21 protein-coding genes are annotated in these 24,207 nt (G+C 68.2%); 8 read left to right on the top strand and 13 right to left on the bottom strand.

The genetic code is table 11. The features are described from left to right. Positions 1–178: 178 nt before the first annotated feature. From JUB11_RS19705 to JUB11_RS19690, 4 genes are all read right to left on the bottom strand, one after another. Positions 179–775, bottom strand: a complete 597-nt coding sequence (locus tag JUB11_RS19705) for a PIN domain-containing protein (protein ID WP_207460280.1) — start codon at positions 773–775, stop codon at positions 179–181. Then, positions 750–1,238 carry an excisionase family DNA-binding protein gene (locus tag JUB11_RS19700; RefSeq protein ID WP_207460279.1) on the bottom strand — a complete coding sequence of 163 codons (489 nt, stop codon included), beginning with the start codon at positions 1,236–1,238 and terminating at the stop codon, positions 750–752. The genes JUB11_RS19705 and JUB11_RS19700 overlap by 26 nt, the downstream gene beginning before the upstream one ends. A 303-nt stretch (positions 1,239–1,541) precedes the next feature. Further along, the gene (locus tag JUB11_RS19695) at positions 1,542–3,248 is read right to left on the bottom strand and encodes a methyl-accepting chemotaxis protein (RefSeq protein ID WP_207460278.1); all 1,707 of its coding nucleotides are present in this window, start codon (positions 3,246–3,248) and stop codon (positions 1,542–1,544) included. A 231-nt stretch (positions 3,249–3,479) separates the two neighbouring features. Next, a complete protein-coding gene (locus tag JUB11_RS19690) occupies positions 3,480–4,448 on the bottom strand; it encodes a DMT family transporter (protein WP_207460277.1) in 969 nt (322 codons plus the stop codon). Positions 4,449–4,719: 271 nt separating this feature from the next. Between JUB11_RS19690 and JUB11_RS19685 the strand changes: the two genes are divergently transcribed. Then, on the top strand, positions 4,720–5,991 hold the full coding sequence (locus JUB11_RS19685) for an ABC transporter substrate-binding protein (protein WP_247887177.1): 1,272 nt from the start codon (positions 4,720–4,722) through the stop codon (positions 5,989–5,991). Positions 5,992–6,006: 15 nt separating this feature from the next. Here the strand turns inward: JUB11_RS19685 and JUB11_RS19680 are convergent, their stop codons facing one another. Then, positions 6,007–6,894: an AraC family transcriptional regulator gene (locus JUB11_RS19680; protein WP_207460276.1), complete on the bottom strand. Its 888-nt coding sequence runs from the start codon at positions 6,892–6,894 to the stop codon at positions 6,007–6,009. Between the two features lie 145 nt (positions 6,895–7,039). Between JUB11_RS19680 and JUB11_RS19675 the strand changes: the two genes are divergently transcribed. Beyond that, positions 7,040–7,795 (top strand): SDR family oxidoreductase, encoded by a 756-nt coding sequence (locus JUB11_RS19675; protein ID WP_207460275.1) that lies wholly within the window; start codon positions 7,040–7,042, stop codon positions 7,793–7,795. Between the two features lie 52 nt (positions 7,796–7,847). Here JUB11_RS19675 and deoA read toward each other — a convergent pair whose 3' ends face one another. The 4 genes from deoA to cdd are packed head-to-tail and all read right to left on the bottom strand — an operon-like array spanning position 7,848 to position 11,334. Continuing rightward, entirely contained in the window at positions 7,848–9,179 is a 1,332-nt protein-coding gene (gene deoA, locus JUB11_RS19670) for a thymidine phosphorylase (protein WP_207460274.1), read from the bottom strand. A gap of 39 nt (positions 9,180–9,218) precedes the next feature. Then, positions 9,219–10,037, bottom strand: coding sequence for a deoxyribose-phosphate aldolase (gene deoC, locus JUB11_RS19665; RefSeq protein ID WP_207460273.1), 819 nt, complete (start codon positions 10,035–10,037; stop codon positions 9,219–9,221). After that, positions 10,034–10,882: a purine-nucleoside phosphorylase gene (locus JUB11_RS19660; protein ID WP_207460272.1), complete on the bottom strand. Its 849-nt coding sequence runs from the start codon at positions 10,880–10,882 to the stop codon at positions 10,034–10,036. Before JUB11_RS19660 ends, deoC begins: the two co-directional genes overlap by 4 nt. A gap of 47 nt (positions 10,883–10,929) precedes the next feature. After that, positions 10,930–11,334, bottom strand: coding sequence for a cytidine deaminase (gene cdd / locus JUB11_RS19655; protein WP_207460339.1), 405 nt, complete (start codon positions 11,332–11,334; stop codon positions 10,930–10,932). A gap of 299 nt (positions 11,335–11,633) precedes the next feature. On the opposite strand from cdd, the gene JUB11_RS19650 reads away from it, so the two are divergent. Further along, complete coding sequence (locus JUB11_RS19650) at positions 11,634–12,287, top strand: LysE family transporter (RefSeq protein ID WP_207460271.1); 654 nt, start codon at positions 11,634–11,636, stop codon at positions 12,285–12,287. Between the two features lie 225 nt (positions 12,288–12,512). After that, a complete protein-coding gene (locus tag JUB11_RS19645) occupies positions 12,513–13,541 on the top strand; it encodes a response regulator (RefSeq protein ID WP_247887175.1) in 1,029 nt (342 codons plus the stop codon). Between the two features lie 38 nt (positions 13,542–13,579). On the opposite strand, the gene JUB11_RS19640 is transcribed toward JUB11_RS19645, so the two are convergent. Both JUB11_RS19640 and JUB11_RS19635 read right to left on the bottom strand, forming a co-directional pair. After that, complete coding sequence (locus JUB11_RS19640) at positions 13,580–14,116, bottom strand: GAF domain-containing protein (RefSeq protein ID WP_207460270.1); 537 nt, start codon at positions 14,114–14,116, stop codon at positions 13,580–13,582. Positions 14,117–14,127: 11 nt separating this feature from the next. Further along, on the bottom strand, positions 14,128–14,796 hold the full coding sequence (locus JUB11_RS19635) for an EAL domain-containing protein (RefSeq protein ID WP_207460269.1): 669 nt from the start codon (positions 14,794–14,796) through the stop codon (positions 14,128–14,130). Between the two features lie 497 nt (positions 14,797–15,293). On the opposite strand from JUB11_RS19635, the gene JUB11_RS19630 reads away from it, so the two are divergent. The 4 genes from JUB11_RS19630 to JUB11_RS19610 all read left to right on the top strand — a co-directional run bounded on the left by JUB11_RS19630 (position 15,294) and on the right by JUB11_RS19610 (position 21,410). Then, entirely contained in the window at positions 15,294–18,806 is a 3,513-nt protein-coding gene (locus JUB11_RS19630; protein WP_207460268.1) for an indolepyruvate ferredoxin oxidoreductase family protein, read from the top strand. A gap of 733 nt (positions 18,807–19,539) precedes the next feature. Further along, entirely contained in the window at positions 19,540–20,082 is a 543-nt protein-coding gene (locus JUB11_RS19620; RefSeq protein WP_207460337.1) for an IS5 family transposase, read from the top strand. 163 nt (positions 20,083–20,245) lie between these two features. Further along, positions 20,246–20,731 carry a hypothetical protein gene (locus tag JUB11_RS19615; protein WP_207460266.1) on the top strand — a complete coding sequence of 162 codons (486 nt, stop codon included), beginning with the start codon at positions 20,246–20,248 and terminating at the stop codon, positions 20,729–20,731. Further along, on the top strand, positions 20,721–21,410 hold the full coding sequence (locus tag JUB11_RS19610) for a hypothetical protein (RefSeq protein ID WP_207460265.1): 690 nt from the start codon (positions 20,721–20,723) through the stop codon (positions 21,408–21,410). The genes JUB11_RS19615 and JUB11_RS19610 overlap by 11 nt, the downstream gene beginning before the upstream one ends. A gap of 264 nt (positions 21,411–21,674) precedes the next feature. Here JUB11_RS19610 and JUB11_RS19605 read toward each other — a convergent pair whose 3' ends face one another. Beyond that, the gene (locus JUB11_RS19605) at positions 21,675–22,601 is read right to left on the bottom strand and encodes a GntR family transcriptional regulator (RefSeq protein WP_207460264.1); all 927 of its coding nucleotides are present in this window, start codon (positions 22,599–22,601) and stop codon (positions 21,675–21,677) included. Between the two features lie 102 nt (positions 22,602–22,703). Next, positions 22,704–24,203, bottom strand: a complete 1,500-nt coding sequence (locus tag JUB11_RS19600; RefSeq protein WP_207460336.1) for a tripartite tricarboxylate transporter permease — start codon at positions 24,201–24,203, stop codon at positions 22,704–22,706. Positions 24,204–24,207 lie beyond the last annotated feature (4 nt).

Below are 24,207 nucleotides of genomic sequence, written 5' to 3'. Positions count from 1 at the left end.
CGGACGAAAAAGAGGGGCAGAAGACTCCCTGCGGCTGGAGTGGCGGGGCACGCTGTCGTTGACTGCGCATCGCCCTGCAATGGATGACGTACGGACCATCACGCTGTAGGCGCCGACCGCCGCTCCCCGGAGACAGGAAGCCCGTCCTCGACGCGGGGGCGGGCTTCCCGCCTTTCGATCATTCGACCAGCGGCCTGACCTTGGCGACGAATCTCGGTGCGAAACGATCCAAGCCCCGCAGAATGTCCGCCGGGGTGCGCGGTGGCCGCCGGAGTGCGGCCGCTTGGTTCACTATGGTTCCGGCCATGAGCCTTGGAGACAGGTTGAAGAGGTCGCACAGGAATTCATCGACTGTTTTCGCCTCCAGACCGCCGGGCAAGTTCTGGAAGTCAGAGATGTTCTCCGTGACGATGACCTGTGCCTCGGCCATGATAGCCGCCGCCGCAACGTGCCTGTCCTTTGGATCGTTTCGCATTGCCGGGATGAGCGACTGATACCCGGTGATCTCGGCTTCGGGAAAGGCTTCCCGCATCGCTTCGACCAAGCTGTGGGAACCCCTTTCGGTCGTGTGCCCGGTCTTCACGAGATTCCGACGCATTTCTTCAAGAATCTTCGCCGACCATCCGATGAGATACAAGTCCTGCTCGGCCGCGCGGAGCAGGGTATCCCGCACGGTGAAGGGGAAGAGGACGTTGGCGTCGAGGACGACCCGGAAATGGTGCCGGAACCACTTGCTTTTCCAGTCGGACTCAGTCGAGTTCGGGATACCCTCCATTCTCTTCACTGAGAGCGGCCAGCCTGTCCAGCGCGTTCCTGCGCTCCACCCGCCGAGTCTGATTGAAGGCCAGAACATCCTTCGCGAGAATGCGCCGGTGGGAACCAGCCCGCGTGAAGGCGATGCGGCCCTCGTCCAGAAGCCTTACCAGATACTGCCGCGAGACATTCAGGAGGTCCGCCGCCTGTTGGGTGGTGAGTTCCTGCCCAACCGGCACCACGGTGACTGCATCGCCCTGGGCCATCAGCCCGGCAGCACGTTCCAGGACATGGAACACCGAAGCCGGAAGTTCGACCTCCTCGCCGCGCGGTCCCAACAGCTTGCAGCGCTCGCCTCGATCCTCCATGCGCCCAGCCAAGCCGTCGAGCATGGCGGACAGTCTCTCCACCTCGCCCAACTCCTCCACCGCAGGGGAAACGGGTTCCATGCGGCGGTTCCGCTCCGCCCTTGCCGTGTCGGTCATCGTCTCGGCTCCATCGCAACCGGACCCGCCCGCTGAACAGGCCGCGCTCTCGGGCGAACTCATTCCGTTGCCCATTCACATGGGCCATAAACGCTACAAGCGCAACCCGCTTCAAGGATGACGGCGCGACCCAAACCGGGTCGGCGGGAGCCCTCGCGGGTGCGCTGAACGGGTGAGCGGGCGCCCGGCGCGCCCTCCGGAGAGAAGCCAGGAACGGCTTGGGCCGGCGGGCAGCCGGCCCAAGATCCACGAACGACGCGGCGTTCACCGCCCACCCCGCGCGAGGCGGGCCGCCCTGCCCCGTCAGGCCGCGCGGACCTGGGCGAGGAAGCCGTCGACCTCCCGGCGCAGCGAGGCGGCGGTGCGCGAGAGTTCCTGGGCGCTGGACAGCACGCGGTTGGCGGCGCGGCCACCTTCGGCCGCCGCCGCGCTGACCTGGCCGATGGCGTCGGAGACCTCCGACGTGCCGGTCGAGGCCTGCTGCACGTTGCGGGCGATCTCCAGCGTCGCGGCGTTCTGCTCTTCCACCGACTGGGCGATGGTCGTGGCGATGGCGCTGCTCTCCCCGATCACCGCCGCGATCTCCTTGATCGAGCCGACGGTGCGGTGGGAGACGTCCTGGACCTCCGCGATCTGGCTGGTGATGTCCTCGGTGGCCTTGGCGGTCTGGTTGGCGAGGCTTTTCACCTCCGACGCCACGACGGCGAAGCCCTTGCCGGCCTCGCCGGCGCGCGCGGCCTCGATGGTGGCGTTGAGCGCCAGCAGGTTGGTCTGCTCGGCGATGGCGCTGATGAGCTGGACCACCTCGCCGATCTTCCGGGTGGCGGTGACGAGGCCTTCCGCCGTGCATTGCGTCTCCTCCGCGTTGCGCACCGCGCGGGAGGAGATGTCGGAGGACTGGCGGACCTGCTCGCCCACGCCGCGGACGGAGGCGGTCAGCTCCTCGCAGGCGGCGGCCACCGTCTCCACGTTGGCTGTCGCCTGCGTGGCGGCGGCGGCGACGGTGCCGGCTTGGCTGTTGGTGCGGTCGAGCGTGCCGTCGAGCGTGCGGGCGGAGGATTCGAGGTCCGACGCGGCCGAGGAGACCAGACCGACGATGGAGCCGACGCTGCTCTCGAACTGGTCGGCCAGTTCGCTCATGACGCGCTTCTTCTCCGCCTCGGCGCGGTGCTCGGCCTCCACGGCCTCCTGCTCCATCCGGCGGGTGCGGGCCATGTTGTCCTTGAAGATCTGCAGGGCGCGGACGATGCAGCCCACCTCGTCCTTGCCGCCGACCGCGGGGATCTCGACCTCCAGCTCGCCGTCGGCGAGGCGCAGCATGGAGGCGGTCACCCGGCGCAGGGGCTTGACCGAATGGATCGACCACCAAGCGAAGCCGGCCCCCAGCAGCAGGGCGGCGGCGCACAGCGTGGCCATCAGGATCTCGAACCGGTCGGCGACCTCGCGGGCGCGGTCGGCGACCGTCTTGTTCGCCGCCTCTTGGAAATCGATGAACTGGTTGATGCGGGCGAGCCATTCGACGAAGGCCGGGCGGGCCTCCCGCATCAGCAGGGTCTCCGCACCCGCGTCGTCGCCGGCGAGCTGGCGGTCGATCAGCGCCTTGACGATGGGAAGCGTCCTGGCCTCCGTCTCCTTGATGCCGCGCAGGATGTCGCGCTCCCGCGGCATGATGTCCGCGCGCTCGGCGAACATCGCGTCGAGCCGCCGGGCCGATTCGGCGTAGTCCCTGGCCAGCGTCTCGATGGTCTGGATCTCGGCGCGGACGGCCTCGGCGCCGGAGGCGAGCGTCACGTCGCGCAGGCTGATGGAGCGGTCGTGCACGCTGCCGCGGAAGTTGATGGCGTAGCGCTGCTTGACGTTGTTCACGTCGTTGATGGTGGTCAGGCTGGACTTGATGTCGTGCACCTGCCCGATGCCGATCGCCGTCAGCACGATCATCAGCAGAAGAACGCCGCCGAAGCTCACCGCCAGGCGTGTTCTGATCTGGGTGTTCCGAAACTTTTCAAACATGCCGATCCAGCCCCCCTTGCCCATGCCGTGTGGCGCGCCACGCGCCCACCCCCATTGATGCTGCCTATACCTATTACGGCATAGCGCAAAGGTAAAATATCACGCGAATGTGACGTTTGCGCGCGAGGGGACTGTGCCCAGATCACCCCGGGGTTGATTCACGCTGAGCTTTTGAGGGACGTCGGGAGTATTGGCCGAAGGATGGATAGGGGCGGATAAGGCGCGCCGTTTCTACCCCCGGCCGCGCACCGCCTCGCGGTGGATGATGTAGATGCCGCTGGCGATAATGATCGCGGCGCCGGCCAGCACGGCTTGCGTGGGCACCTCGCCGAAGACCAGGAAGCCCAGCAGCGTCGCCCAGAGCATGCCCGAGTATTCGAAGGGCGCCACCACCACGGCGGGGGCCAGCCGGAAGGCCTGGGTCATGAAGAGCTGCGCCACCGCCCCGAAGGTCCCCACCGCCCCCATCAGCAGCAGGTCGCCACCCGACGGCGCCACCCAGACCGGCAGGGCGAAGACGGCGCTGGCCGCCGTGCAAGTCAGCAGAAGGTAGGTCACAATGGCGCCGTTGCTTTCGGTCCGGGCGAGGCCGCGCACCGCCAGCATGGCGAGCGCGTAGAAGAAGGCCGCGCCCAGACCGACCAGAACCGGGAAGGGCGGCAGCGCGTCCACCGAGGGGCGCGCCATCACCAGAACGCCGCCGAAGCCAACCAGCACGGCCGCCCAGCGCCGCCAGCCGACCCGCTCGCCCAGAAGCGGCACCGACAGGGCGGTGATGAAGAGCGGCCCGGCGAAGCTCAGCACATAGACCTCGGCCAGCGGCAGATGCTTGAAGGCGTAGAAGAAGCAGGCCATGGAGGCCAGCCCGGCCAGGGAGCGCAGCACATGGGAGCCGAGCCGCTTTGTCCGCAGGCTCGCCAGCCCGCCGGTGGCGAGCACATAGCCGCCCACCAGCGACAGCGCGACGAAGGAGCGCACGAACATCAGCTGCGCCACCGGATAGCCGGCGCTGAGGAACTTGATGAGCGTGTCCATGACCGAGAACAGCGCGATGGCCGCCACGAAACAGCCGATGGCCGCGGGCACGTTGTCGTTGTTCTGGCGGTCCTGGTTCGGGCCGCCGGGGTTCTGCACATCCTGGCCTCGGGCGGCCCCGGCCGGGTGGACGGGCGCGATCGTATCGGCGGGGTCGGTCAGCATGGCGATGCCCTTCGGGATGGGCCGCCACCCTAGCCGAAGCCGCCCGCCACCGCCCAGCCTTCCGGGCGCAGCCCTGACCCGCTCGGGTCGGTGTGGAGCGGCGCGGATTCGTAACGTTCGTGTAACAGCGGCGGCGCATGGAAAAGGCTGCGTTACACGATAATCCGTGGCTGCGACAGTTTCGGGCGTAGAGTTTCTCTCAGGCCACGCTTCACGCCGGAGCCGTCCGCGGTGGCGGGGGGCCTTCCGCGAACTCCAGGGGGAAAGGTCCATGATGCGCTTTCCGTTCACGTCCCGCGCCGCGCTGACCGCGCTGGCGACCGTGCTGGCCTGCGGCCTGGCCGCGGCACCGGCCAAGGCCGAGCCGACGGTCGAGGTGCTGCATTACTGGACCTCCGGCGGCGAGTCCAAGGCCGCGGGCGCCTTGCGGCGGGAGTTCGAGGCGGCGGGCGGCCGGTGGATCGACGCGCCGGTGGCGGGCGGGGGCGGCGACGCGGCGAGCACGGTGCTGCGCTCGCGCGTGCTGGCCGGCGATCCGCCGAACGCGGTGCAGCTGAAAGGGCCGAACATCCGGGACTGGGCCGAGCAGGGCACGCTCGCCAGCCTCGACGAGGTCGCCAGGGCGGAGGGCTGGGAGAAGACGCTGCCGCCGCTGGTGCTGGACGTCATGAAGCATGAGGGGCGCTTCGTCGCGGTGCCGGTGAACATCCACCGCGTCAACTGGCTGTGGATCAACCCCAGGGTCTTCGGGAAGGCGGGCCTGACGGTTCCGAAGACATGGGACGAGTTCAACGCCGCCGCCGAAAAGCTGAAGGCCGCCGGCATCACGCCGCTGGCCCATGGCAGCCAGCCTTGGCAGGACACCTCCGTCTTCGAGGACGTGGCGTTGGGCATCGGCGGGGCCGACTTCTTCCGCAAGGCCTTGGTGGAATTGAACGAAGAGGCGCTGACCGGCGAGACGATGGTCAAGGTGTTCGACCAGATGCGCAAGCTGCGCGGCTATGTCGATGCCGGTTTCAACAACCGCGACTGGAACCTGTCCACCGCCATGCTGATGAACGGTCAGGCCGCCATGCAGATCATGGGCGACTGGGCCAAGGGCGAGTTGCTGGCCGCCGGCAAGGTGCCGGGAAAGGACTTCCTCTGCGTGGCGGTTCCGGGCCAGTCCGGCTACATCGTCAACGCCGACAGCTTCGTGATGTTCAAGTCGGGCAACGCCGACCGCACGGCCGGCCAGATGCTGCTCGCCAAGCTGATCCTCGGCCCGAGCTTCCAGGAAACCTTCAACACGCTGAAGGGATCCATCCCCGCCCGCCAGGACATGCCGCGCGACAAGTTCGACGAATGCGCGGTGAAGTCCATGGACGACCTGAAGGCGGCGGTCGCCAACAACACCGCCGTCCCCTCCATGGCGCATGAGATGTCCGTCCCCGGTGCCGTGCGCGGCGCCTTCCTGGACGTGGTCACTTCGCACTTCAATTCGGACATGACCTCCCAGGAGGCCGTGCGGAAGCTCGCCGAGGCGATCGAGCTGGCGAAGTGAGGGAACAGGTTCCGATCAGCCGGCTTCGGCCTTGCTCCTCGCCGCCTTCGTGGCCCGGACGGGGGGCAGGCCGAACATCCGCCCGTACTCGCGGGTGAACTGGTGCACGCTCTCGTAGCCGACCGCATAGGCCGCGTTGGCGGCGGTCGTGCCCTCCGACAGCATCAGCCGCCTGGCCTCGATCAGCCGCAGATGTTTCTGAAACTGCAGCGGCGTCAGGGAGGTCACCGCGCGGAAGTGCTGGTGAAAGGAGGACGGGCTCATCCCCGCCACGGCGGCGAGGCGCTCGACCGGCAAACGTTGCGCGAACTCGGCCCGGAGCAGCGCCACGGCGCGCGCGACGCGCTGCGCGTGGCCGTCCGGCCAGCCGAGACGGCGGATCGCCGCCCCGTGGCGGCCGGCCAGCAGCCAGTAATGCAGTTCGCGGACGAGCTGCGCGTGCAGCACCGGGACCGAGGCCGGGCGTTCGAGCAGCCGCATCAGCCGTAGCGCCGCGTCGGCCACCTCGGCGTCGGTCGGATCGACGCGCACCGGCGCATGATCGGAGGGCTGGGCGTCCCTCATCTGCGCCGCGAGGTCGGCAATGACCGTCGGGTCAAGCTCCAGCACGAGCGAGAGGTAGGGGGCGCCGACGCTTGCGCGCGTGATCTGGCTCACGGTCGGCACGTCCGCCGTGATCAGCAGCGAATCGCCGGCGGCGAAGGCGAAGCCCCGCGTGCCCATCGTGACGTGCTTGCTTCCCTGCAGCACGAGGCAGACGAGCGGGCGGGAGATCGCGTGGACGAGGCCGCTGGGCACCGTCGCGCGCACGGTCGTGAGGCCCGGGATCGGGGTCTGCGCCAGGCCGTTCGCGTCGGCGTGAGCCTCGGCGTGACGGCGGACGGCGTCGAGCAGGCTGGTCATGCGCAAAGCCTAGCCCCTCGCCTCCGGCAACGCACGCGGTCTCGTAGGATCGGGCAAAGAACGTCGAGCTTCCGGCAACAAAGGCCGGCTCTCCGGACCGATAGTGGCGCGGTCGCACCACAGCGTCGCACAACGGAGCCTGACCATGACCAAGATCGCCCTCGTCACCGGAGCCAGCCGCGGGCTCGGCCGCAACACGGCGCTCAGCATCGCCCGCCGCGGCGGGGACGTCGTCCTCACCTACCGGAGCCGCGCGGAGGAGGCGCGGGCCACCGTCGCGGAGATCGAAGCCCTGGGCCGCAAGGCCGTCGCCTTGCCGCTCGACACCGGCGACGTTTCCTCCTTCGCGGCTTTCGCGGGACGCATGCGGGAGGCATTGCAGGACGTCTGGCAGCGGAAGACCTTCGATCATCTCGTGAACAATGCCGGCCACGGCGACGGCGCGCCGTTCGCGCAGACGACCGAGGCGCAGTTCGACGCGCTGGTCGATGTCCACTTCAAGGGCGTGTTCTTCCTGACCCAGGCGCTGCTGCCGCTGATCGCCGACGGCGGCCGCATCGTGAACCTGTCCTCCGGCCTGACCCGGGTTTCGGCAGCCGGCTGGTCCGCCTACGCGGCGGTGAAGGGCGCGGTCGAGGTGCTGTCGGTCTACATGGCGAAGGAGCTGGGCGGACGCGGGATCGCCGTCAACACGGTGGCGCCGGGTGCCATCGAGACCGACTTCTTCGGCGGGGCGGTCCGCGACACCCCGGAGTTCAACCGCTTCTTCGCGGACATGACCGCGCTCGGCCGCGTCGGCCTGCCGGACGACATCGGGCCGATGATCGCGAGCCTGCTGTCCGAGGACAACCGGTGGGTCAATGCCCAGCGGATCGAGGTGTCCGGCGGCCAGGGCATCTGAGCGGAGCGGCACCGGGTCGGGAGGGTATCCCCAGACGCCGCTCCCCTACCCCTCAAAGCCTCTCGGCGATCAGCGGCCCGGCCTCGGGCGCCTCGTCGGCAAGGGTGACGGCGGCGAGGGTGAAGGCGGCGCGTAGCGTGGCGGCGGCGGCTTCGAACCCGGCCTCGGTGCGGGCGTGGACCAGGGCAAGCGGGCGGGCGGCGGGGCCGACCGTGTCGCCGAGGCCGGCAACCCCGGCGAGGCCGACCGCGTGGTCGATGCCGTCCTCGGCCCGGCTGCGCCCGCCCCCGAGCGCCACGACGGCGATGCCCGCTGCGCGCGTGTCGATGGCGGCGACGCGACCCTCCCGGTCGGGGAAGACCGGGCGGACGATGGGGGCGGCGGCGAGGTAAGCGTCGGGCCGGTCGAGCAGGTCGGCGGGGCCGCCGAGGGCGGCGACCATGCGGGCGAAGCGGTCGGCGGCGCTGCCGTCGGCCATGGTGCGGTCGAACCGCCGGCGGCCCTCATCGGCGTCGGCGGCCAGCCCGCCCAGCGCCAGAAGCTCCGCCGCGAGGGCGGCCGTCACCTCGTAAAGGCGCGGGTCGGCGGGGCCGCCGCGCAGGATGTCCAGGCATTCGCGCATCTCCAGCGCGTTGCCGGCGGTGGTGCCCAGCACCTGGTTCATGTCGGTCAGCAGCGCCACGGTCGGCAGGCCGGCGCCGCGCGCGACGGTGGCGATGCTGGCGGCCAGCGCGCGGGCGTCGTCATAGCGCGCCATGAAGGCGCCGGAGCCGAACTTCACGTCCATCACCAGCGCGTCGAGGCCCGCGGCGAGCTTCTTCGACAGGATTGAGGCGGTGATGAGGTCGATGGACTCGACCGTCGCGGTCACGTCGCGGATGGCGTAGAGCCGCTTGTCGGCGGGGGCGATGTCGTCGGTGGCGCCGATGACGGCGCAGCCAACCCCCTTCACCACCCGCTCCAGCGTCGCGCGGTCGGGCTTGGCCCGGTAGCCGGGGATGCTCTCGAACTTGTCGAGCGTGCCGCCGGTGTGGCCGAGCCCGCGGCCCGAGACCATCGGCACGAAGCCGCCGCAGGCGGCCAGCGCCGGGGCCAGGATGAGGCTGACCTTGTCGCCGACGCCGCCGGTGGAATGCTTGTCCAGCACCGGGCCGGAGAGGTCCAGATGATCCCAGCGCATCACCGTGCCGGAGTTGGTCATGGCGCGGGTCAGGGCCACGCGCTCCTCCAGCTCCATGCCCCGGAAGAAGACCGCCATGGCGAGAGCGGCGGCCTGCCCCTCCGTCACCGAGCCGTCGGTGATGCCCCGCACGAAGCCCTCGATCTCCGCGGCGGCGAGCCGGCCGCCGTCGCGCTTCTTGCGGATGATTTCCTGTGGAAGCATGTCCGTCTTTTCTCGCTGGGTCTTCTTGCCGGGACCTTATCAGTAACCGGCGTCCTTGGAACCCTTCCCCGATCCCCCCTCCGCCGCGGCGAGCAGGGAGTCGAGCAGGGCCGAGGCGCCGAAGCGGAAGGTCTTCGGGCTGGCCCAGTCCGGCCCCATGATGCGCTCGGCCAGGGCCAGGTAGCCCGCCGCCGTGGCGGCGTCGCGGATGCCCCCGGCGGCCTTGAAGCCGACGGGCCGGCCGGCGTCGGCGATGGCGTGCAGGAGCAGCGCCGCGGCCGGCAGCGTGGCGGCGGGCTTGGTCTTGCCGGTGGAGGTCTTCAGGAAATCGGCACCGGCGGCGATGGCGTCGCGCGCCGCCCAGGACAGCAGGTCCGGGTCCGGGAACTGGCCGGATTCCAGGATCACCTTCATCGTGATCTTGTCGCCGCAGGCTTCCCGGCAGGCGTGCATCACGCCCTTGGGCAGGGTGCGGGCGCCGTCGATGAAGGCGCGGTAGGGGAAGACCATGTCGATCTCGTCGGCCCCGTCGGCGACCGCCGCGGCCGTCTCTTCGGCGACCGAGGCGGCCGTGCCCTCCCCGCCGGGGAAGTTCACCACCGTGGCGATCCGCACGCCGCTGCCCTTCAAGGCCTTGCGCGCGGTCCGCACGAAGCGCGGCCAGACGCAGACGGCGGCGACGGGACCCGCCGGCGTCACGGCGCGGCGGCACAGCGCCTGGATGGTGCCGTCGGTGTCCGCGTCCTCCAGGCTGGTGAGGTCGAGCAGGCCGATGGCGCGGCGCGCCGCCTTCTTGGTGAGGGTCGTGGCCGTGGCGGCCTCATCCACGGCCTGCTGCAGCTCAGGGGGGAGATTCATGGGCGGCGTCCGTCCTCTTGGTTCGAGCCGGTGTCGTTCAGGCCTTCGAGGAAGCCGACCAGGAGCCCTTCCAGGTCGGCGGCGGCGGCGCCAGCCGCGCGCAGCGTCTGGTCATGGTCCACCGGCCCGTCGCCGAGACCCACGCCCAGGTTGGTGATGACCGCGCAGCCCACGACCCGCAGGCCGCAATGCCGCGCGATGATGCATTCCGGGACGGTGGACATGCCGACGGCGTCCGCACCCAGAACCTTCAACATCCGCACTTCCGCGGGCGTCTCGAAGGAGGGGCCGAGGCAGGCGGCATAGACGCCCTCCGCCAGGTCGATGCCCCGCGCCCGCGCAACGGCGTGCAGGCGCGACCGTAGCTCCGGGTCCCAGGCGTCGGTCAGGCTGGGGAAGCGCGGGCCGAAGCTGTCCTCGTTGGGGCCGGCCAGCGGGTTGGTGCCGAGCAGGTTGATGTGGTCGGATATGGCCATCAGCCGGCCCGGCCCGACCTCCTCCCGCAGGGAGCCGGCGGCGCAGGTCAGGACCAGCCCGTCGCAGCCCGCCAGCTTCAGCGCGCGGATGGCCGTCTTCAGCGCGGCGAAGCCGTTGCCCTCGTAGCCGTGGACGCGGCCCTGCATGCAGGCGACCATTCCCCCACCGAGCGTCCCGACCACCAGCCGGCCGGCGTGGCCCTCGACGCTCGGCAGGGGGAAGCCGGGCAGCTCCCCGTAGGGGATGATGACGGCGTCCTCGACGCGGTCGGCGATCCCGCCGAGGCCGGAGCCCAGCACGATGCCGGTCCTGGGCTGGCGTCCGGGGGCCCGGTACAGGATTTCCGCGGCGGCGCCGGCGGCGGTCATGCGTTCAGTTCCATGATTGGGGCCGTGGTCCGGTTGGAGGGGGGCCGTCAGAAGGCGAGGTTGCCGGGGCCGAAGGAGTGGGGCAGCAGCTCCTCCAGCGTGAAGCTGCGCCGCAGCCCTTCCGGCCCGCAGACATGGATGGTCATGCCCGGTGCCGCAAACTCGCGCAGCCGCTGGCGGCAGCCGCCGCAGGGCGTGCAGAGCAGCCCGTCGCCCGGCTGGCCGCCCATGACGGCGATCTCCCGGATGCGGCGCTCGCCGGCCATGATCATGGCGCCGATGGCGGAGGATTCGGCGCATTGCCCCTGCGGGTAGGCGGCGTTCTCGACGTTGGCGCCGGCGTGGATGCCGCCGCCCTCGCCGAGGATCGCGGCACCGACCGGGAAGTTCGAATAGGGGGCGTAGGCCCTGGCCATCGCCGCGCGGGCCTCCCCGATCAGCCGGTCCTTCATCGGCTCCGGCACTCCGCCGCCTTCGCTCATCCGCATCGTCCAAAGCTGTGGCCGCGCCGCACGGCGCGGGCGGGCCCTTGGCCCGGAACGGGAGCATAGCCGCGCCGCGCGCGGCGCGACAGGGACCGTTTGGTCCTATCCGTTGGTGCCGGGCCCTTGGTGCCGGGTGGAGCCGATTCGGCGGCAGGCTGGTTGACGGGATGGTGGAGGACGGGTACACCCCGCCCCAACCGTCGCGAGTCGCGGGCCTGCATTCCGTGGGGCCGCGCGGATCAGGTCCGAAGGGGGACGCCGGGTTGGTGCATGAGTTGGTGGTGCTGCTGCAGGGGCTGGTCCTGGGGATCGCCATCGCGGCGCCCGTCGGGCCGATCGGCCTGCTGTGCATCCGCCGCACGCTCCAGCACGGCCCGATGATGGGCTTCTCCACGGGCTTCGGGGCGGCGGTCGCCGACACCATCTTCGGCGCCATCGCCGCCTTCGGCGTGTCGGCCGCCATGAGCTTCCTGCGCGGCAACGAGATCGGCTTCCAGCTCGTCGGCGGGATCTTCCTGATCGTCGTCGCCGTCCGCACCTTCCGCCAGAAGCCGAAGGACCAGGAGGCCGAGGCGCGCCGCAACGCCGGAGCGCCGAGCATGCTCGGCGGCTTCCTGACCGGCCTGTCGCTGACCCTGACCAACCCCGCCACCATCATGGCCTTCATCGCCGTCTTCGCCGGCTTCGGGCTGGGCGGCGATCTCGGCCGGATGGACGCCACTACCCTGGTCTTCGGGATTTTCCTGGGTGCTTCGACCTGGTGGATGGGCCTGTCGCTGGGAGTGGCGGCGGTGCGCCACCGCATCTCCGACGAGCGGCTGGCCCTGCTGAACCACTGCACCGGCCTGGCGCTCGCCGGCTTCGGCGTCTGGGCGCTCGGCATGGCCTTCACCGGAATCGCGGAGTCCGCCATCGGGTGAGTACCGAGCCCGGACTGGCGGCCGTCCCGGCCGGTCCCGCCGACATCCCCCTTTCGGGCCTTTTCACCGCCTCTCACCACTTTCGATCGGGGATCCGGCGCGTCATCCCCTACCCGGCGGGCGGGGCGGCGGGACGGAACGGCGATAACCCCTCTCCATGTCCTGAAAGCATGGCGCGGGGTGCGGATATTCGGCTTGTCACCCGAGCCGGAGCCCGCGCGCCCCATGACGAACGCTTCCATGCCCAGCGCCCAGCGCCACAACCTGAAGATCCTGGTGGTGGACGACAACCCGCTGCTCCAGAGCGCGCTCAGGGACATGCTGGCGCTGTGGGGCGTCGGCCGGGTCGTCTCCGTCGGGGCCGGGGAGCAGGCGCGCGAGCTGCTGCGCCGCGAGCGGTTCGACCTGATGGTGACCGACTGGCTGATGGAGCCGGTGAGCGGCGGACAGCTTCTCTATTGGGTGCGGCAGTCGCCGGGCTGTACGCGGCAGGACCTGCCGGTGATCGTGCTGACGGGCAACGCCGACCTCGCGACCGTGCGCGCGGCCTGGGACGCCGGGGCCGACACGGTGCTGGCCAAGCCGATCACCGCCGCCACCCTGATCCAGCGCATCGAGGCGGTGCTGAGCCGCCGCAACGAGTCGGGCGTCCCGCCCAACGTCCGGTCCGCCAGCCAGGCGCCGGAGGACGATTACCGCCAGGAGCCCAGGACCGCGACCTTCCGGCTGCCCCCGGCCGAGCCGCCGCCCCAGTTTTCCGATGAGTATCCCGCCCTGTCCGCCGGGCCGGAGCCCCTGCGCCTGCCGCCGCCCTCCTCCCGCGCGGTCCCGCCGAGCCGGGAGCGCATCCGGCTTCTGCTGGCCGTGGACCGGCTGGAGAAGGCCATTGCCCGGCCCGACGCCATCGGCGCCCGGCTGCGGCACGCCCTGTCCGACCTTCAGCTCGCCGCCAACGGCGACCAGGCCGCGCAGGCCATGGTCGCGTCGCTGGCGACCTGCGTCACCTGGGTGGATGCCGACGGGGAGGGCTTCGCCGACGCCCTCCAGGCCCATGCGGCGGCCTTGCGCTGGGCCGCGACCTGCGACGGCAGCTCGGAGTCCCGCGCCATCGCCCGCGCGCTGCTGCGGTCCCTGCGCGCCACCGTCCGCGCGCTCGCGCTCAACGGGTCGCCGGTGCCGAGCGTCTGGCCGGACGCCCGGCCGGAGCCGCCGGCTCCGGACCAGCCGCACGCCGGGCAGCCGCCGGTGCAGTGAGGCCCGACGGCGCCGGCCCGCCCGCCCTGCACTCGGTCTTACATCTCCGCCAGCAGCGAGGTCAGCTCGGCCGTGGCGCGGCGGAGCTGCAGCGAGACCGAGATCTCGCGGGCGACGGCCGCCGCCAGCTCCGTCAGCACCTTCTTGTGGACCTCCGATGCGGGGTCCCGCGGCTTCACGTCCAGCATGCAGAGCGCGCCGAGCGGCACGCCGTCGAAGAAGATCGGCGCGCCGCAGTAGTAGCGCAGGTGCGGCGCGTCGGTGACCAGCGGGTTGTCGCGGAAACGCGGGTCGAGGGTGGCGTCGGTGACCTCGAACAGCTCCTCGTGGTAGATGGGATAGTTGCAGAAGGCCACGTCGCGGCCCGTTTCGCACACGGCGAGGCCGGAGCGTGCGTAGAGCCACTGCTTGTCCTCGTCGAGGAGGGTCGCGGCCCCCATCGGCACGTCGAACAGCGCCTTGGCGATCTCGACGAAGCGCTGGACGGCCTCGTGCCCCTGCGTGTCCACGATGTTGAGGCCTTGCAGCGCGTCGATGCGTCCGTTCTCGTCGGCCCTGACCGGAAAGCTAATCATGCCCCAACTCCTCACATAACCGGTTGCGGCGAGTGGATGAACTCGCCCTGCTGCAATACGATGCCGAGTCCGGCAAGCTTGTCGCTGTCCGCCTTCGAGGCGACACCCGTCGCGATGATCCGCTTGCCCTGGGCCTTGACCATGTCGGACACCAGCGACAGCAGCCGCAGGCGGCGGTCGTCGGCCAGGGCGTTCTGGACGAAGCGCGCGTCGAGCTTCATCGAATCGAAGGAATATTCGGAGAAGACCTGCGGGTTCTTCGAAAAGGCGCCGCCGAAATTGTCCAGCTCCACGGTGCAGTTGATTTTGCGAAACTCGCTGAAGAGCGCGTTGATCTTGCGTGGCTCCGGCAGATCGCCGAGCTGCGAGACCTCGATCGACAGGCCGTAGGGCAGGTCCTGGAGGCTGGACATGACCAGATGGGTCAGATCGCCGTCGAAGAAGATCGAGTTCGCGACGTTGATTGAGATCAGGTGCTGGATGTCCTCCGGCAGCCGGGAGGAAGCCTCGAGGAGATCTCTCAGCATGTCGCCCACGGCGTGGAAGTTCCTGTCCACGCCGACCGGCAGGACCGCCGCCGGCGCGTCGCCCGCTTCGTCCCTGTAGAAGATCTCCACGCGGTAGACGTCCTGCGTGCGCACATCGACGACTCTCTGCTGGTATATCGGGCTTGATGCCATCGCTTGGTCTTTCTTTCTGCTCACCGCGCCGCGCGGATCCCGGGTCCGGCCAAGGGCATGCCACGCCTCCTGCCCGCCGCGCCCGAACCGGGTCCGTTTGTCATGATTTTTCTCTCAGCTATTCATTAATGAAACATTTTTAATGTTATCGGAGTGGATCAGAATTTTTTGGTCGGCTGCCGCTGGGCGGGGGACGAGGGCCAGCGGCAGCCGCCGTCAAAGCGCAACGGGGCCGTCGTGCCGCGGGCCGGGCCGTTCCCGAAGTGCTGAAGCGCGGGCGGGCCGGCCGGCGGGGCGTTCCAATTTTCCAGTTTGATGCTGTTTTTTTGCGGGGTCTTTCCCGCCCGCGCCACCGCCGGACCGTTTCGTGCTTTTTGCGGAGCAGCCCGCGACGCCCGTTGCGGGTTGGGGCAGCCGTCATTACCCTTCTGTCGAGCGAACAATCAGAAAAAGCAACGCTCGACCGCCTGAACCGGGCAACGAACGGGGAGTGGAACATGGCGCTCGCAACCGTCACCCTCGACGACAAATACGCGCTGGAACGGGGCCGCGTGTACCTGACGGGCACCCAGGCGCTGGTGCGGCTGCCGATGATGCAGAGGCAGCGCGACCTGGCCGCCGGGCTGAACACCGGCTGCTTCATTTCGGGATACCGGGGATCGCCGCTGGGCGGGCTGGACCAGAGCCTCTGGACCGCGCGGACGTTCCTGGAGAAGCACCACATCCGCTTCCAGCCCGGCGTCAACGAGGAGCTGGGCGCCACCACCGTCTGGGGCAGCCAGCAGGTCGGGCTGTTCCCCGGTGCCACCTATGACGGCGTCTTCGCCATGTGGTACGGCAAGGGGCCGGGGGTGGACCGCTCGCTCGACGCCTTCAAGCACGCCAACGCCGCCGGCACGTCGCGCAACGGCGGGGTGTTGGTGCTGACCGGCGACGACCACAACGCCAAATCCTCCACCTTCCCGCACCAGTCCGAACACGCCTTCATGCACGCCATGATCCCGGTGCTGAACCCGGCCGGCGTGCAGGAGATCCTGGATTACGGGCTGATCGGCTGGGCGATGAGCCGCTATTCCGGCTGCTGGATCGCCATGAAGACGATCGCGGAGACGGTGGACAGCTCGGCGTCCGTGTATGTCGATCCGCACCGCGTGTCGAACACCGTGCCGGACTTCCCCCTGCCGCCGGGCGGGCTGAACATCCGCTGGCCTGACCCGCCGCTGGAGCAGGAACACCGGCTGATGAAGCACAAGCTCTACGCCGCCCTGGCCTTCGCGCGGGCCAACCGGATCGACCGGGTGGTGATGGAGTCCCCCCGGCCGCGGCTGGGCATCGTCACCACGGGCAAGAGCTACCTGGACGTCCGCCAGGCCTTCGACGAGCTGGGCATCACCGAGGCCATGGCCGCCGACTGGGGCATCACCGTCTACAAGGTCGGCATGCCCTGGCCGCTGGAGCGCGACGGCGCCCGCCATTTCGCCGAGGGGCTGGAGGAGATCGTCGTCGTCGAGGAGAAGCGCGCGGTCATCGAGAACCAGCTGAAGGAGCAGCTCTACAACTGGCACCCGGACGTGCGCCCGCGCGTGGTCGGCAAGTTCGACGAGAACAACGACTGGGTCCTGCCGAGCGCCGGCGAGCTGTCGCCCGCCCAGGTCGCCGTGGTCATCGGCCGCCGGCTGGAGCGCTTCATCGACAACGAGAACCTGAAGCGGCGCGTCGCCTTCCTTGACGCGCAGGAGAAGCAGAAGGCCCACAAGGCGCAGGTGGAGCGCAAGCCGACCTTCTGTTCCGGCTGCCCGCACAACACCTCCACCCATGTGCCGGAGGGCAGCCGTGCGGTGGCCGGCATCGGCTGCCACTACATGGTGACCTGGCTGGACCGCCGGACGGACACCTTCACCCAGATGGGCGGCGAGGGCGCGCCCTGGGTCGGGCAGGCGCCCTTCACCAGCGAGAAGCACATCTTCGCCAACCTCGGCGACGGCACCTATTACCATTCCGGCATCCTGGCGATCCGGCAGGCGATCTCCGCCAAGGTGAATATCACCTACAAGATCCTGTTCAACGACGCGGTCGCCATGACCGGCGGCCAGCCGGTGGACGGCACCCTGACCGTGCCGGCCCTGGCCCAGCAGCTCCGCGCCGAAGGCGTGCAGCGCATCACCGTGGTGTCGGATGAGCCGGAGAAATACGGGATCGGCCACGGGCTGCCCCCCTTCACCACGGTGGAGCACCGCGACGAGCTGGACCGCGTCCAGCGGGAGATGCGCGAGATCCCCGGCGTGTCGGTGCTGATCTACGACCAGACCTGCGCGACCGAGAAGCGCCGCCGCCGCAAGCGCGGCCGCATGGCCGACCCGGCCAAGCGCGTGGTCATCAACGAGCTGGTCTGCGAGGGCTGCGGCGACTGTTCGGCCAAGTCCTCCTGCGTGTCGGTCGTGCCGCTGGAGACGGAGTTCGGCCGCAAGCGCCAGATCGACCAGTCCTCCTGCAACAAGGACTTCTCCTGCACCAAGGGCTTCTGTCCGAGCTTCGTGACGGTGGAGGGTGGCACCATGCGCAAGCCGGTGCCGGCCGGGGCGGGCAACGCCGCCAACAGCGACGCGGCCCCCCTGCCCGCGCCCGTCCTGCCGGATCTCGACCGGCCCTGGAGCCTCTACGTGACGGGGGTCGGCGGCACCGGCATCGTCACCATCAGCGCGCTGCTGGGCATGGCCGCCCACATCGAGGGCAAGGGAGTCGGCGTGCTGGACATGACCGGCCTCGCCCAGAAGGGCGGTGCGGTCACCAGCCACATCCGCATCGCGCCGACGCCGGAGGACATCCATTCGGTGCGCATCCCGGCCGGCGGGGCGGACGCGGTGCTGGGCTGCGACCTCGTCGTCGCGGCGGCGGGCGACGCCCTGTCGAAGATGGCGGCGGGCCGCACCCGCGCCGTCATCAACACCCACGACAACATCACCATCGACTTCCTGAAGAAGCCGGACTTCGCCATCCCCGTGCCCGAGCTGGTCGCCGACATCCGCAAGGCCTGCGGCGAGGAGGCGGTGGAGGCGCTGGACGCGACGCGCATCGCCACGGCGCTGCTGGGCGACAGCATCGCCACCAACCCCTTCGTCATGGGGCTCGCCTGGCAGAAGGGGCTGATCCCCCTGTCGGAGGAGGCGATCCTGAAGGCCATCGAGCTGAACGGCGTGGCCGTGCGGATGAACCGCGACGCCTTCCAGTGGGGCCGCCGCGCCGCCATCGACCCGGCCGCCGTGCTGGCCGCGGCGGAGGCCGCCGCCAGGCCGGCGGTGCCCGTGGCCGCCGTGACCGCCTTCCTCGACCAGCGCCGCCCCTCGGCCACGCTGGAGGAGACGATCGAGCGCCGCGTCCGCTTCCTGACCGACTACCAGGACGCCGCCTATGCCGGGCGCTACCACAGCCTCGTGGACTGGACCCGGCGGACGGAGGCGCGCGTGGCGCCCGGCTCCACCCTCCTGACCGAGGCGGTCGCACGCGCCTATTTCAAGCTGATGGCCTACAAGGACGAGTACGAGGTCGCGCGGCTCTACACCCGGACGGGCTTCGTGGACCATGTGCGGTCCATGTTCGAGGGCGACTGGAAGCTGACCTTCCACATGGCCCCGCCGGCGCTGGGGGAAGAGGGCCAGGACGGGGCCGAGCCGAGGAAGCGGACCTTCGGCCCCTGGATGCTGAAGGCGCTGGCGGTGCTGGCGAGGGGCAAGCGCCTGCGCGGCACCGCGCTCGACCCCTTCGGCCGGTCGGCGGAGCGCCGGATGGAACGCCGGCTGATCGCCGAGTACGAGGCGGTGATGGGCGAGATCCTGCACGGGCTGACCCGCGACCGGCTGGACCTCGCCGTGGAGATCGCCTCGCTGCCGCTGGAGATGCGCGGCTACGGTCCCATCAAGCGGCGCAACGTCGAGGCGGCCAAGGCCAAGGAAACCGGCCTGCTCCAGTCCTGGCGCCAGCCGGCGACGCCGCAGCCGATGGCGGCGGAGTGAGATGGGGGTGACCGGGGCCGGTTGAGGGCGCCGGAGCGGAGGATGGAGCGCGGGGGGCATGGCCTCCCGCGCTTCGTCCTATCAAGGCGCCGTCTGGGTTTTCGAAAAGGCCCGTTATTCGGTAGCAAACACTCTCATGGCCCGATGACGGCCAAGCCTTTGATTCTACCCTGTTAGCCTTTTTGCTTCCCGAAAGGAAGCTATTAGCAACACCCTCATTATACTGGAGCTTACAGCCTAACATGCCAAGCTGCCGAGTGTTATCGCCGACAAGCAAATTGATCGACACCGGGTCGACCTAATTCATATAGGCGAGGTGTAACTGAGGCGTTGCACCCAAGCCCATCCGGCGGCGCAATGGGAGGTTCCGGCTGGAAGAGAGTTGCCCTGGTTCCTGCTGGATATCCTCCACTGCTCCGGGCGCTGCTCCCGGTGAAGTCCATCTCGGTCGAGTTGATGTAGCGCCGCAGTCTCAATCCTGAAGATGCACGCATCATTCAATGCGTTTGCAAGATGTCTCACAACTTTTTCGAGCGACTGAAGCCGCTTCTGGCGCATGATCGATGGGATGCGGTGGATCGCCCGCACGGGCGCGCCCTGGCGTGACTTGCCGGAACGGTACGGCTCGTTCGGCACGGTTTCGAGCCGATTTTACCGCTGGCGCAAAGCCGGCGTTTGGCAACGCGTCCTGGAAGCGTTGCAGGCCAGTGCCGAACCGCCGGGGTCGGGTTGACTGGAGCCTGCACTTTGTCGACAACAAAATCGTTCACGCTCATCAGCACACGGTCGGCGCCCGCAAGGCCGGCGGAGAAAAAAGGGAGCCGACGGCGAGGCGCTGGGGCGTTCGCGCGGCGGGTTCTCGACCAAGATCCAGATCCGCGCCGAGGGGCTCGGAAGGCCGGTGACCTTCGCGCTGACGGGCAGCGAGGTGCACGACAGCAAGGCCTTCTTCACGCTGATGGGCACCGGCTGGATCAAGCGCGTGGGTCGGGGGCGGCCACGCCTCAAGCCGGATCGGCTGGCCGCCGACAAGGCCTACAGCAGCGGTGTGATCCGCTCATTCTTGCGCCGGTGCGGCATCGAACCGGTCATCCCGGCCAAGAGCAACGAAAAGCGCGACCACGCCTTCGACCGTGAGCCTTACCGGAAGCGCAATCGTGTGGAGCGCCTGATCAACAGGTTGAAGCAGTTTCGCCGAATTGCCGCACGATATGAGAAGCGCGCCGTCAACTACCTCGCCATGATCACCATCGCAGCGCTCTTGCTATGGCTCTGAATTTTGCAGACACGGTCTAAGCACATGCGGAATGCGCGTAAAGCATTCATACAATGATATGAATTCATACTTTAACATGCAAAAAATAAATTACCCATTGAATTATCATCTAAGAGTTGTTAAGCCATGCAAAGATTCTTTATAGCAATCTGCGAGTTGAACGATGACCCCAGAGGAAGCAACAACTGTTTACAATGAGTTAAGAAGCTATTTGATTGAAAACAAACTACGCTGGCTGGCCGATCAAATTGATGATGAGGTTGCTCGGGGCAAGACCGGGCGGAAGGAATTATCAGCTCCGAGTGAGCGCCTCGTTCGTCAAGACCCCATCACCCGTGGCCGTCCTCGGCAGACTAGCCGCACCAAAGCTACATTTCTAACAACAGAACCTTTTGAACCAAAAGAAGCTCTTAAAATAATGATTGACGCTATAGAGACCATCGTAATTGGCGGTGTATTAATCCACAACAGAATAACTGAGACTCTGCGGCCTGCCGCACAACCAACGGAGATTTACTTTTCTTCAGAAAGGCCCGGCGATACAGGGCACGTACTAAGTTATAGCGAATTCGCGCGACGAATTAGCGCATCTAATAAGCTTAAAGAACTTCTTATCGAGCTTAAAAAGGAGGCTGGATATGCCGCTTAGACCACACCTTATGGCGGAAATTCAATCTGCATTAAGCTTAGCTATCACCCCAAACCTCACAGCGGCATCAGACGGGGCTGATTTATACGAGGCTTATGTATGGGCTTTGGTCCTTGAGGCTGCACAGTCAGAAGGCGGCAACATTACGTTCAAAGACATCAATGGTAATACGATCGATGGCGTAGCACACGCCCAGTTTCATTTCAGGACCTCACCCGGCGCCATCTCTTCAGACAGGCACCCCTATTCGCATGCGGAAATCCATTTCCAAAAATGCCCCCTATTGGAAGCACACGTTGGGATCTATATTGCTGGAAAATCTCAAGTCAGGCACGAATGTGACGTAGCAGTCCTTTTCTCAGATGAAGCTGAGTTTTGTCGTCAACAGAAGACGCACCCACGCTGCAGCAAAGTCGTATTAGCAGCGGAATGCAAGTATTATATAGATTCCGATTTGGGCATCAACCTGGGTCGCTCATTTCTTGGACTCATACAAGACATTCAGAAAAAAAATAGATTTTTTGTCTCAACGAAGGATGGGGAATCTGTAAAAAAGCTTTTTGCACGTCATGAAAAGCGTTACGAACTAGGCATGTCTCCATTAACTACGAATATCGAACGGCGCCTTCTTTCAAACTTTGAGCAAGCATTCAGAGACTATCGCGCAACCTACACCTAACCCTACAGTTACAAATACACATCAGTTCCTAGGAAAGCCTTATGCCGCGTTGGAGTTTGAGCTAGAATTTCGAGCTTCCAATCTGACGCATATCCTGCGTGCCTGAGAGAGTTCTAACGTGGAACCCTGCAACCCCGGTGACCGGGAGGACTTTTACGCCGTCCACATCGGCCAGGGCGGCCCGTTTCCCGCGCGGATCCGCGTGCTTCTCAATTTCCTGGCGGAGCGAGCCAGGGTCGGGTGACACGGAGAGGGAATGGGCTTTCACCGCTCCAGGATCGGGCGGATGCGCTGGATGTTCACCAGCGTGCCGCTTAGGTGCCGTTCCAGCGCTTCCGCCGCCTCGTCCATGCGGCCCCGTTCGATCAGGTCGAGGATGGCCAAGTGTTCGCGGCATTGCTGGTAATAGCGGCTGCGGTCGAGCATGGAGCGGTAGGAGAGCAGGCGGCGCAGGCGGTTGATGCGGCGGATGGTTTCCAGGAAGAAGGGGTTGCCGGAGGCGCCGACGATGGCCTCGTGGAAGCGGACGCCGCGTTCGTGCAAGGCGTCGGCGGTCTCGGTCTCGATGCCGCCGGCGAGCAAACGTTCCTCCGCCTCGCGGCAGCGCGCGGCGGTCTCCGGGTCGAGGCGGTAGCCGGGTTCGCGCAGGGCGGCCGGTTCCAGCGCGAGGCGCAGGCGGTAGGTCTGCTCCAGGCTTTCCGGCGTCGTCAGCATGGCCGAGAATTCCCAGCCGTAGCCGGGGCGGCGCTCGGCCCAGCCCTCGCGCGCGATGCGGTTCAGGATGTCGGCGGTCTCGGTCCGCTTCAGCCCGTAGCGTTCACGCAGGAAGGTTTCCGTCACCGGCGACGGCAGGCGCCCGTGCAGATGGTCCTCGGCGATGCGGAAATAGGGGTCGCCCGGACCATCGCCCGCCCGCGGCGCGAAGGCGTCGGCCGCCGCGGCCCAGCCCTCGGCGAGGAAATAGCCGCGGTTCGGCTCGTGCGCCAGGATGCCGTTCTCGTGGAGGAGGCGCAGGGCGCGGTTGACCGGCGAGCGCGAGACGTTGAAGCGTTCCGCCAGTTCCTGGGCCGGCATGTGGGTGCCGGGCGCCGGGTTTCCGGCCCGGATGAACTCGAGGATGCGGGCGGACAGGACCTCGCCGATCTCGCGGCGGCCCCGGCCCCTGGACTCCTCCTGAAGATCCGTGCTCATGAAACCCCTCGTTCCCCGCTGGGGACGCCGCCGCGACTGGGCCGGAGGATGGCGGATGACCGCGTGGCGGGTCAATCCGCGAGGCCCATCAATCCGGGACCGTCAATCCTCGGCGGCCTGGAAGCGCGCCAGCCCCCGGAACAGGAGCGGTGCGAGAAGGGCCACGGCGGCGAGGGCGAGCAGGACGACGGCCACGGGGCTGCCGACCAGAACCGTGGGGTCGCCGAGGCTCATCGCCAGGGCGCGGCGGAGTTGCGCCTCGGCCAGGGGGCCGAGGATGAGGCCGACGATCATGGGCGCGATGGGGTAGTCGAAGCGCCGCATGCCGAAGCCCAGCAGACCGAAGACCAGCAGCATGGCCAACTCCACCGGCGAGGGGTTGGTGGCGACCGTGCCCATGGCGGAGAAGACGAGGATGCCCGCGTAGAGCCAGGGCTGCGGGATCGCCAGCATGCGCACCCAGAGCCCGACCAGCGGCAGGTTGAGCACGAGCAGCATGGCGTTGGCGACGAAGAGGCTGGCGATCAGGCCCCAGACGAGGTCCGGCCGTTCCACGAACAGCAGCGGGCCGGGGTTGAGGCCGTATTGCTGGAAGCCCGCGAGCATGATCGCCGCCGTCGCCGAGGTGGGCAGGCCGAGCGTCAGCAGCGGCATCAAGGTTCCCGCCGCCGAGGCGTTGTTCGCGGCCTCCGGCCCCGCCACCCCTTCGATGGCGCCCTGGCCGAACTGATCCGGGTGTTTCGTCAGCCGGCGTTCGACCGCGTAGGAGAGGAAGGTCGGGATTTCGGCACCGCCCGCCGGAAGCGCGCCGATGGGAAAGCCCAGGAGGGAGCCGCGCAACCAGGGTTTCCAGGAGCGCCGCCAGTCCTCCCGGCTCATCCAGAGGGAGCCGCGCACGGGCACCAGCTCGTCGGTCGCGTGGAGGCGGCGCGAGGCGACGTGGAGCGCCTCGCCCACGGCGAAGAGGCCGACGGCGAGCGTCGTGATCTCGATGCCGTCCACCAGTTCGGGGACCCCGAAGGTCAGGCGCGTCTGGCCGGTCAGGCTGTCGATACCGACCAGCCCGAGGAAGAGGCCCAGGAACAGGCTGGTCATGCCGCGCAGGGGCGAGGCGCCGAAGGTCGCCGAGACGGTGACGAAGGCCAGCACCATGAGGGCGAAATAGTCCGCCGGCCCGAAGCCGATGGCGACTTCGACGAGCTGCGGCGCGAAGAGGGCCAGCCCCACCGTGGCGATGGTGCCGGCGACGAAGGAGCCGATGGCGGCGGTCGCCAGCGCCGGCCCGCCGCGCCCCGCCTTCGCCATGCGGTTGCCTTCGAGCGCCGTGATCATCGAAGCGCTTTCGCCCGGCGCGTTGATGAGGATCGAGGTGGTCGAGCCGCCATACATGCCGCCGTAATAGATGCCGGCGAACATGATGAGCGACCCGGCCGGGTCGAGCTTGAAGGTGACGGGCAGCAGCAGGGCCACTGTCAGGGCCGGCCCGATGCCCGGAAGCACCCCGACCGCCGTGCCGAGAAGCACGCCGACGAGCGCGAAGAGCAGGTTGGCGGGCGTCAGGGCAATGAGGAAACCCTGACTCAGCGCGGCGAATGTTTCGATCATC

It is taken from the genome of Azospirillum sp. SYSU D00513, assembly GCF_017356015.1.
Classification (GTDB): domain Bacteria; phylum Pseudomonadota; class Alphaproteobacteria; order Azospirillales; family Azospirillaceae; genus Azospirillum.
This window is presented reverse-complemented; position numbering and strand designations above follow the sequence as displayed.

What these genes read in the sequence shown, in the direction of transcription:
- JUB11_RS19705 (WP_207460280.1), bottom strand. Translation starts at nt 775, where the DNA reads ATGGAGGGTATCCCGAACTCGACTGAGTCCGACTGGAAAAGCAAGTGG.
- JUB11_RS19700 (WP_207460279.1), bottom strand. Translation starts at nt 1,238, where the DNA reads ATGACCGACACGGCAAGGGCGGAGCGGAACCGCCGCATGGAACCCGTT.
- JUB11_RS19695 (WP_207460278.1), bottom strand. Translation starts at nt 3,248, where the DNA reads ATGTTTGAAAAGTTTCGGAACACCCAGATCAGAACACGCCTGGCGGTG.
- JUB11_RS19690 (WP_207460277.1), bottom strand. Translation starts at nt 4,448, where the DNA reads ATGCTGACCGACCCCGCCGATACGATCGCGCCCGTCCACCCGGCCGGG.
- JUB11_RS19685 (WP_247887177.1), top strand. Translation starts at nt 4,720, where the DNA reads ATGATGCGCTTTCCGTTCACGTCCCGCGCCGCGCTGACCGCGCTGGCG.
- JUB11_RS19680 (WP_207460276.1), bottom strand. Translation starts at nt 6,894, where the DNA reads ATGACCAGCCTGCTCGACGCCGTCCGCCGTCACGCCGAGGCTCACGCC.
- JUB11_RS19675 (WP_207460275.1), top strand. Translation starts at nt 7,040, where the DNA reads ATGACCAAGATCGCCCTCGTCACCGGAGCCAGCCGCGGGCTCGGCCGC.
- deoA (WP_207460274.1), bottom strand. Translation starts at nt 9,179, where the DNA reads ATGCTTCCACAGGAAATCATCCGCAAGAAGCGCGACGGCGGCCGGCTC.
- deoC (WP_207460273.1), bottom strand. Translation starts at nt 10,037, where the DNA reads ATGAATCTCCCCCCTGAGCTGCAGCAGGCCGTGGATGAGGCCGCCACG.
- JUB11_RS19660 (WP_207460272.1), bottom strand. Translation starts at nt 10,882, where the DNA reads ATGACCGCCGCCGGCGCCGCCGCGGAAATCCTGTACCGGGCCCCCGGA.
- cdd (WP_207460339.1), bottom strand. Translation starts at nt 11,334, where the DNA reads ATGAAGGACCGGCTGATCGGGGAGGCCCGCGCGGCGATGGCCAGGGCC.
- JUB11_RS19645 (WP_247887175.1), top strand. Translation starts at nt 12,513, where the DNA reads ATGACGAACGCTTCCATGCCCAGCGCCCAGCGCCACAACCTGAAGATC.
- JUB11_RS19640 (WP_207460270.1), bottom strand. Translation starts at nt 14,116, where the DNA reads ATGATTAGCTTTCCGGTCAGGGCCGACGAGAACGGACGCATCGACGCG.
- JUB11_RS19635 (WP_207460269.1), bottom strand. Translation starts at nt 14,796, where the DNA reads ATGGCATCAAGCCCGATATACCAGCAGAGAGTCGTCGATGTGCGCACG.
- JUB11_RS19630 (WP_207460268.1), top strand. Translation starts at nt 15,294, where the DNA reads ATGGCGCTCGCAACCGTCACCCTCGACGACAAATACGCGCTGGAACGG.
- JUB11_RS19615 (WP_207460266.1), top strand. Translation starts at nt 20,246, where the DNA reads ATGACCCCAGAGGAAGCAACAACTGTTTACAATGAGTTAAGAAGCTAT.
- JUB11_RS19610 (WP_207460265.1), top strand. Translation starts at nt 20,721, where the DNA reads ATGCCGCTTAGACCACACCTTATGGCGGAAATTCAATCTGCATTAAGC.
- JUB11_RS19605 (WP_207460264.1), bottom strand. Translation starts at nt 22,601, where the DNA reads ATGAGCACGGATCTTCAGGAGGAGTCCAGGGGCCGGGGCCGCCGCGAG.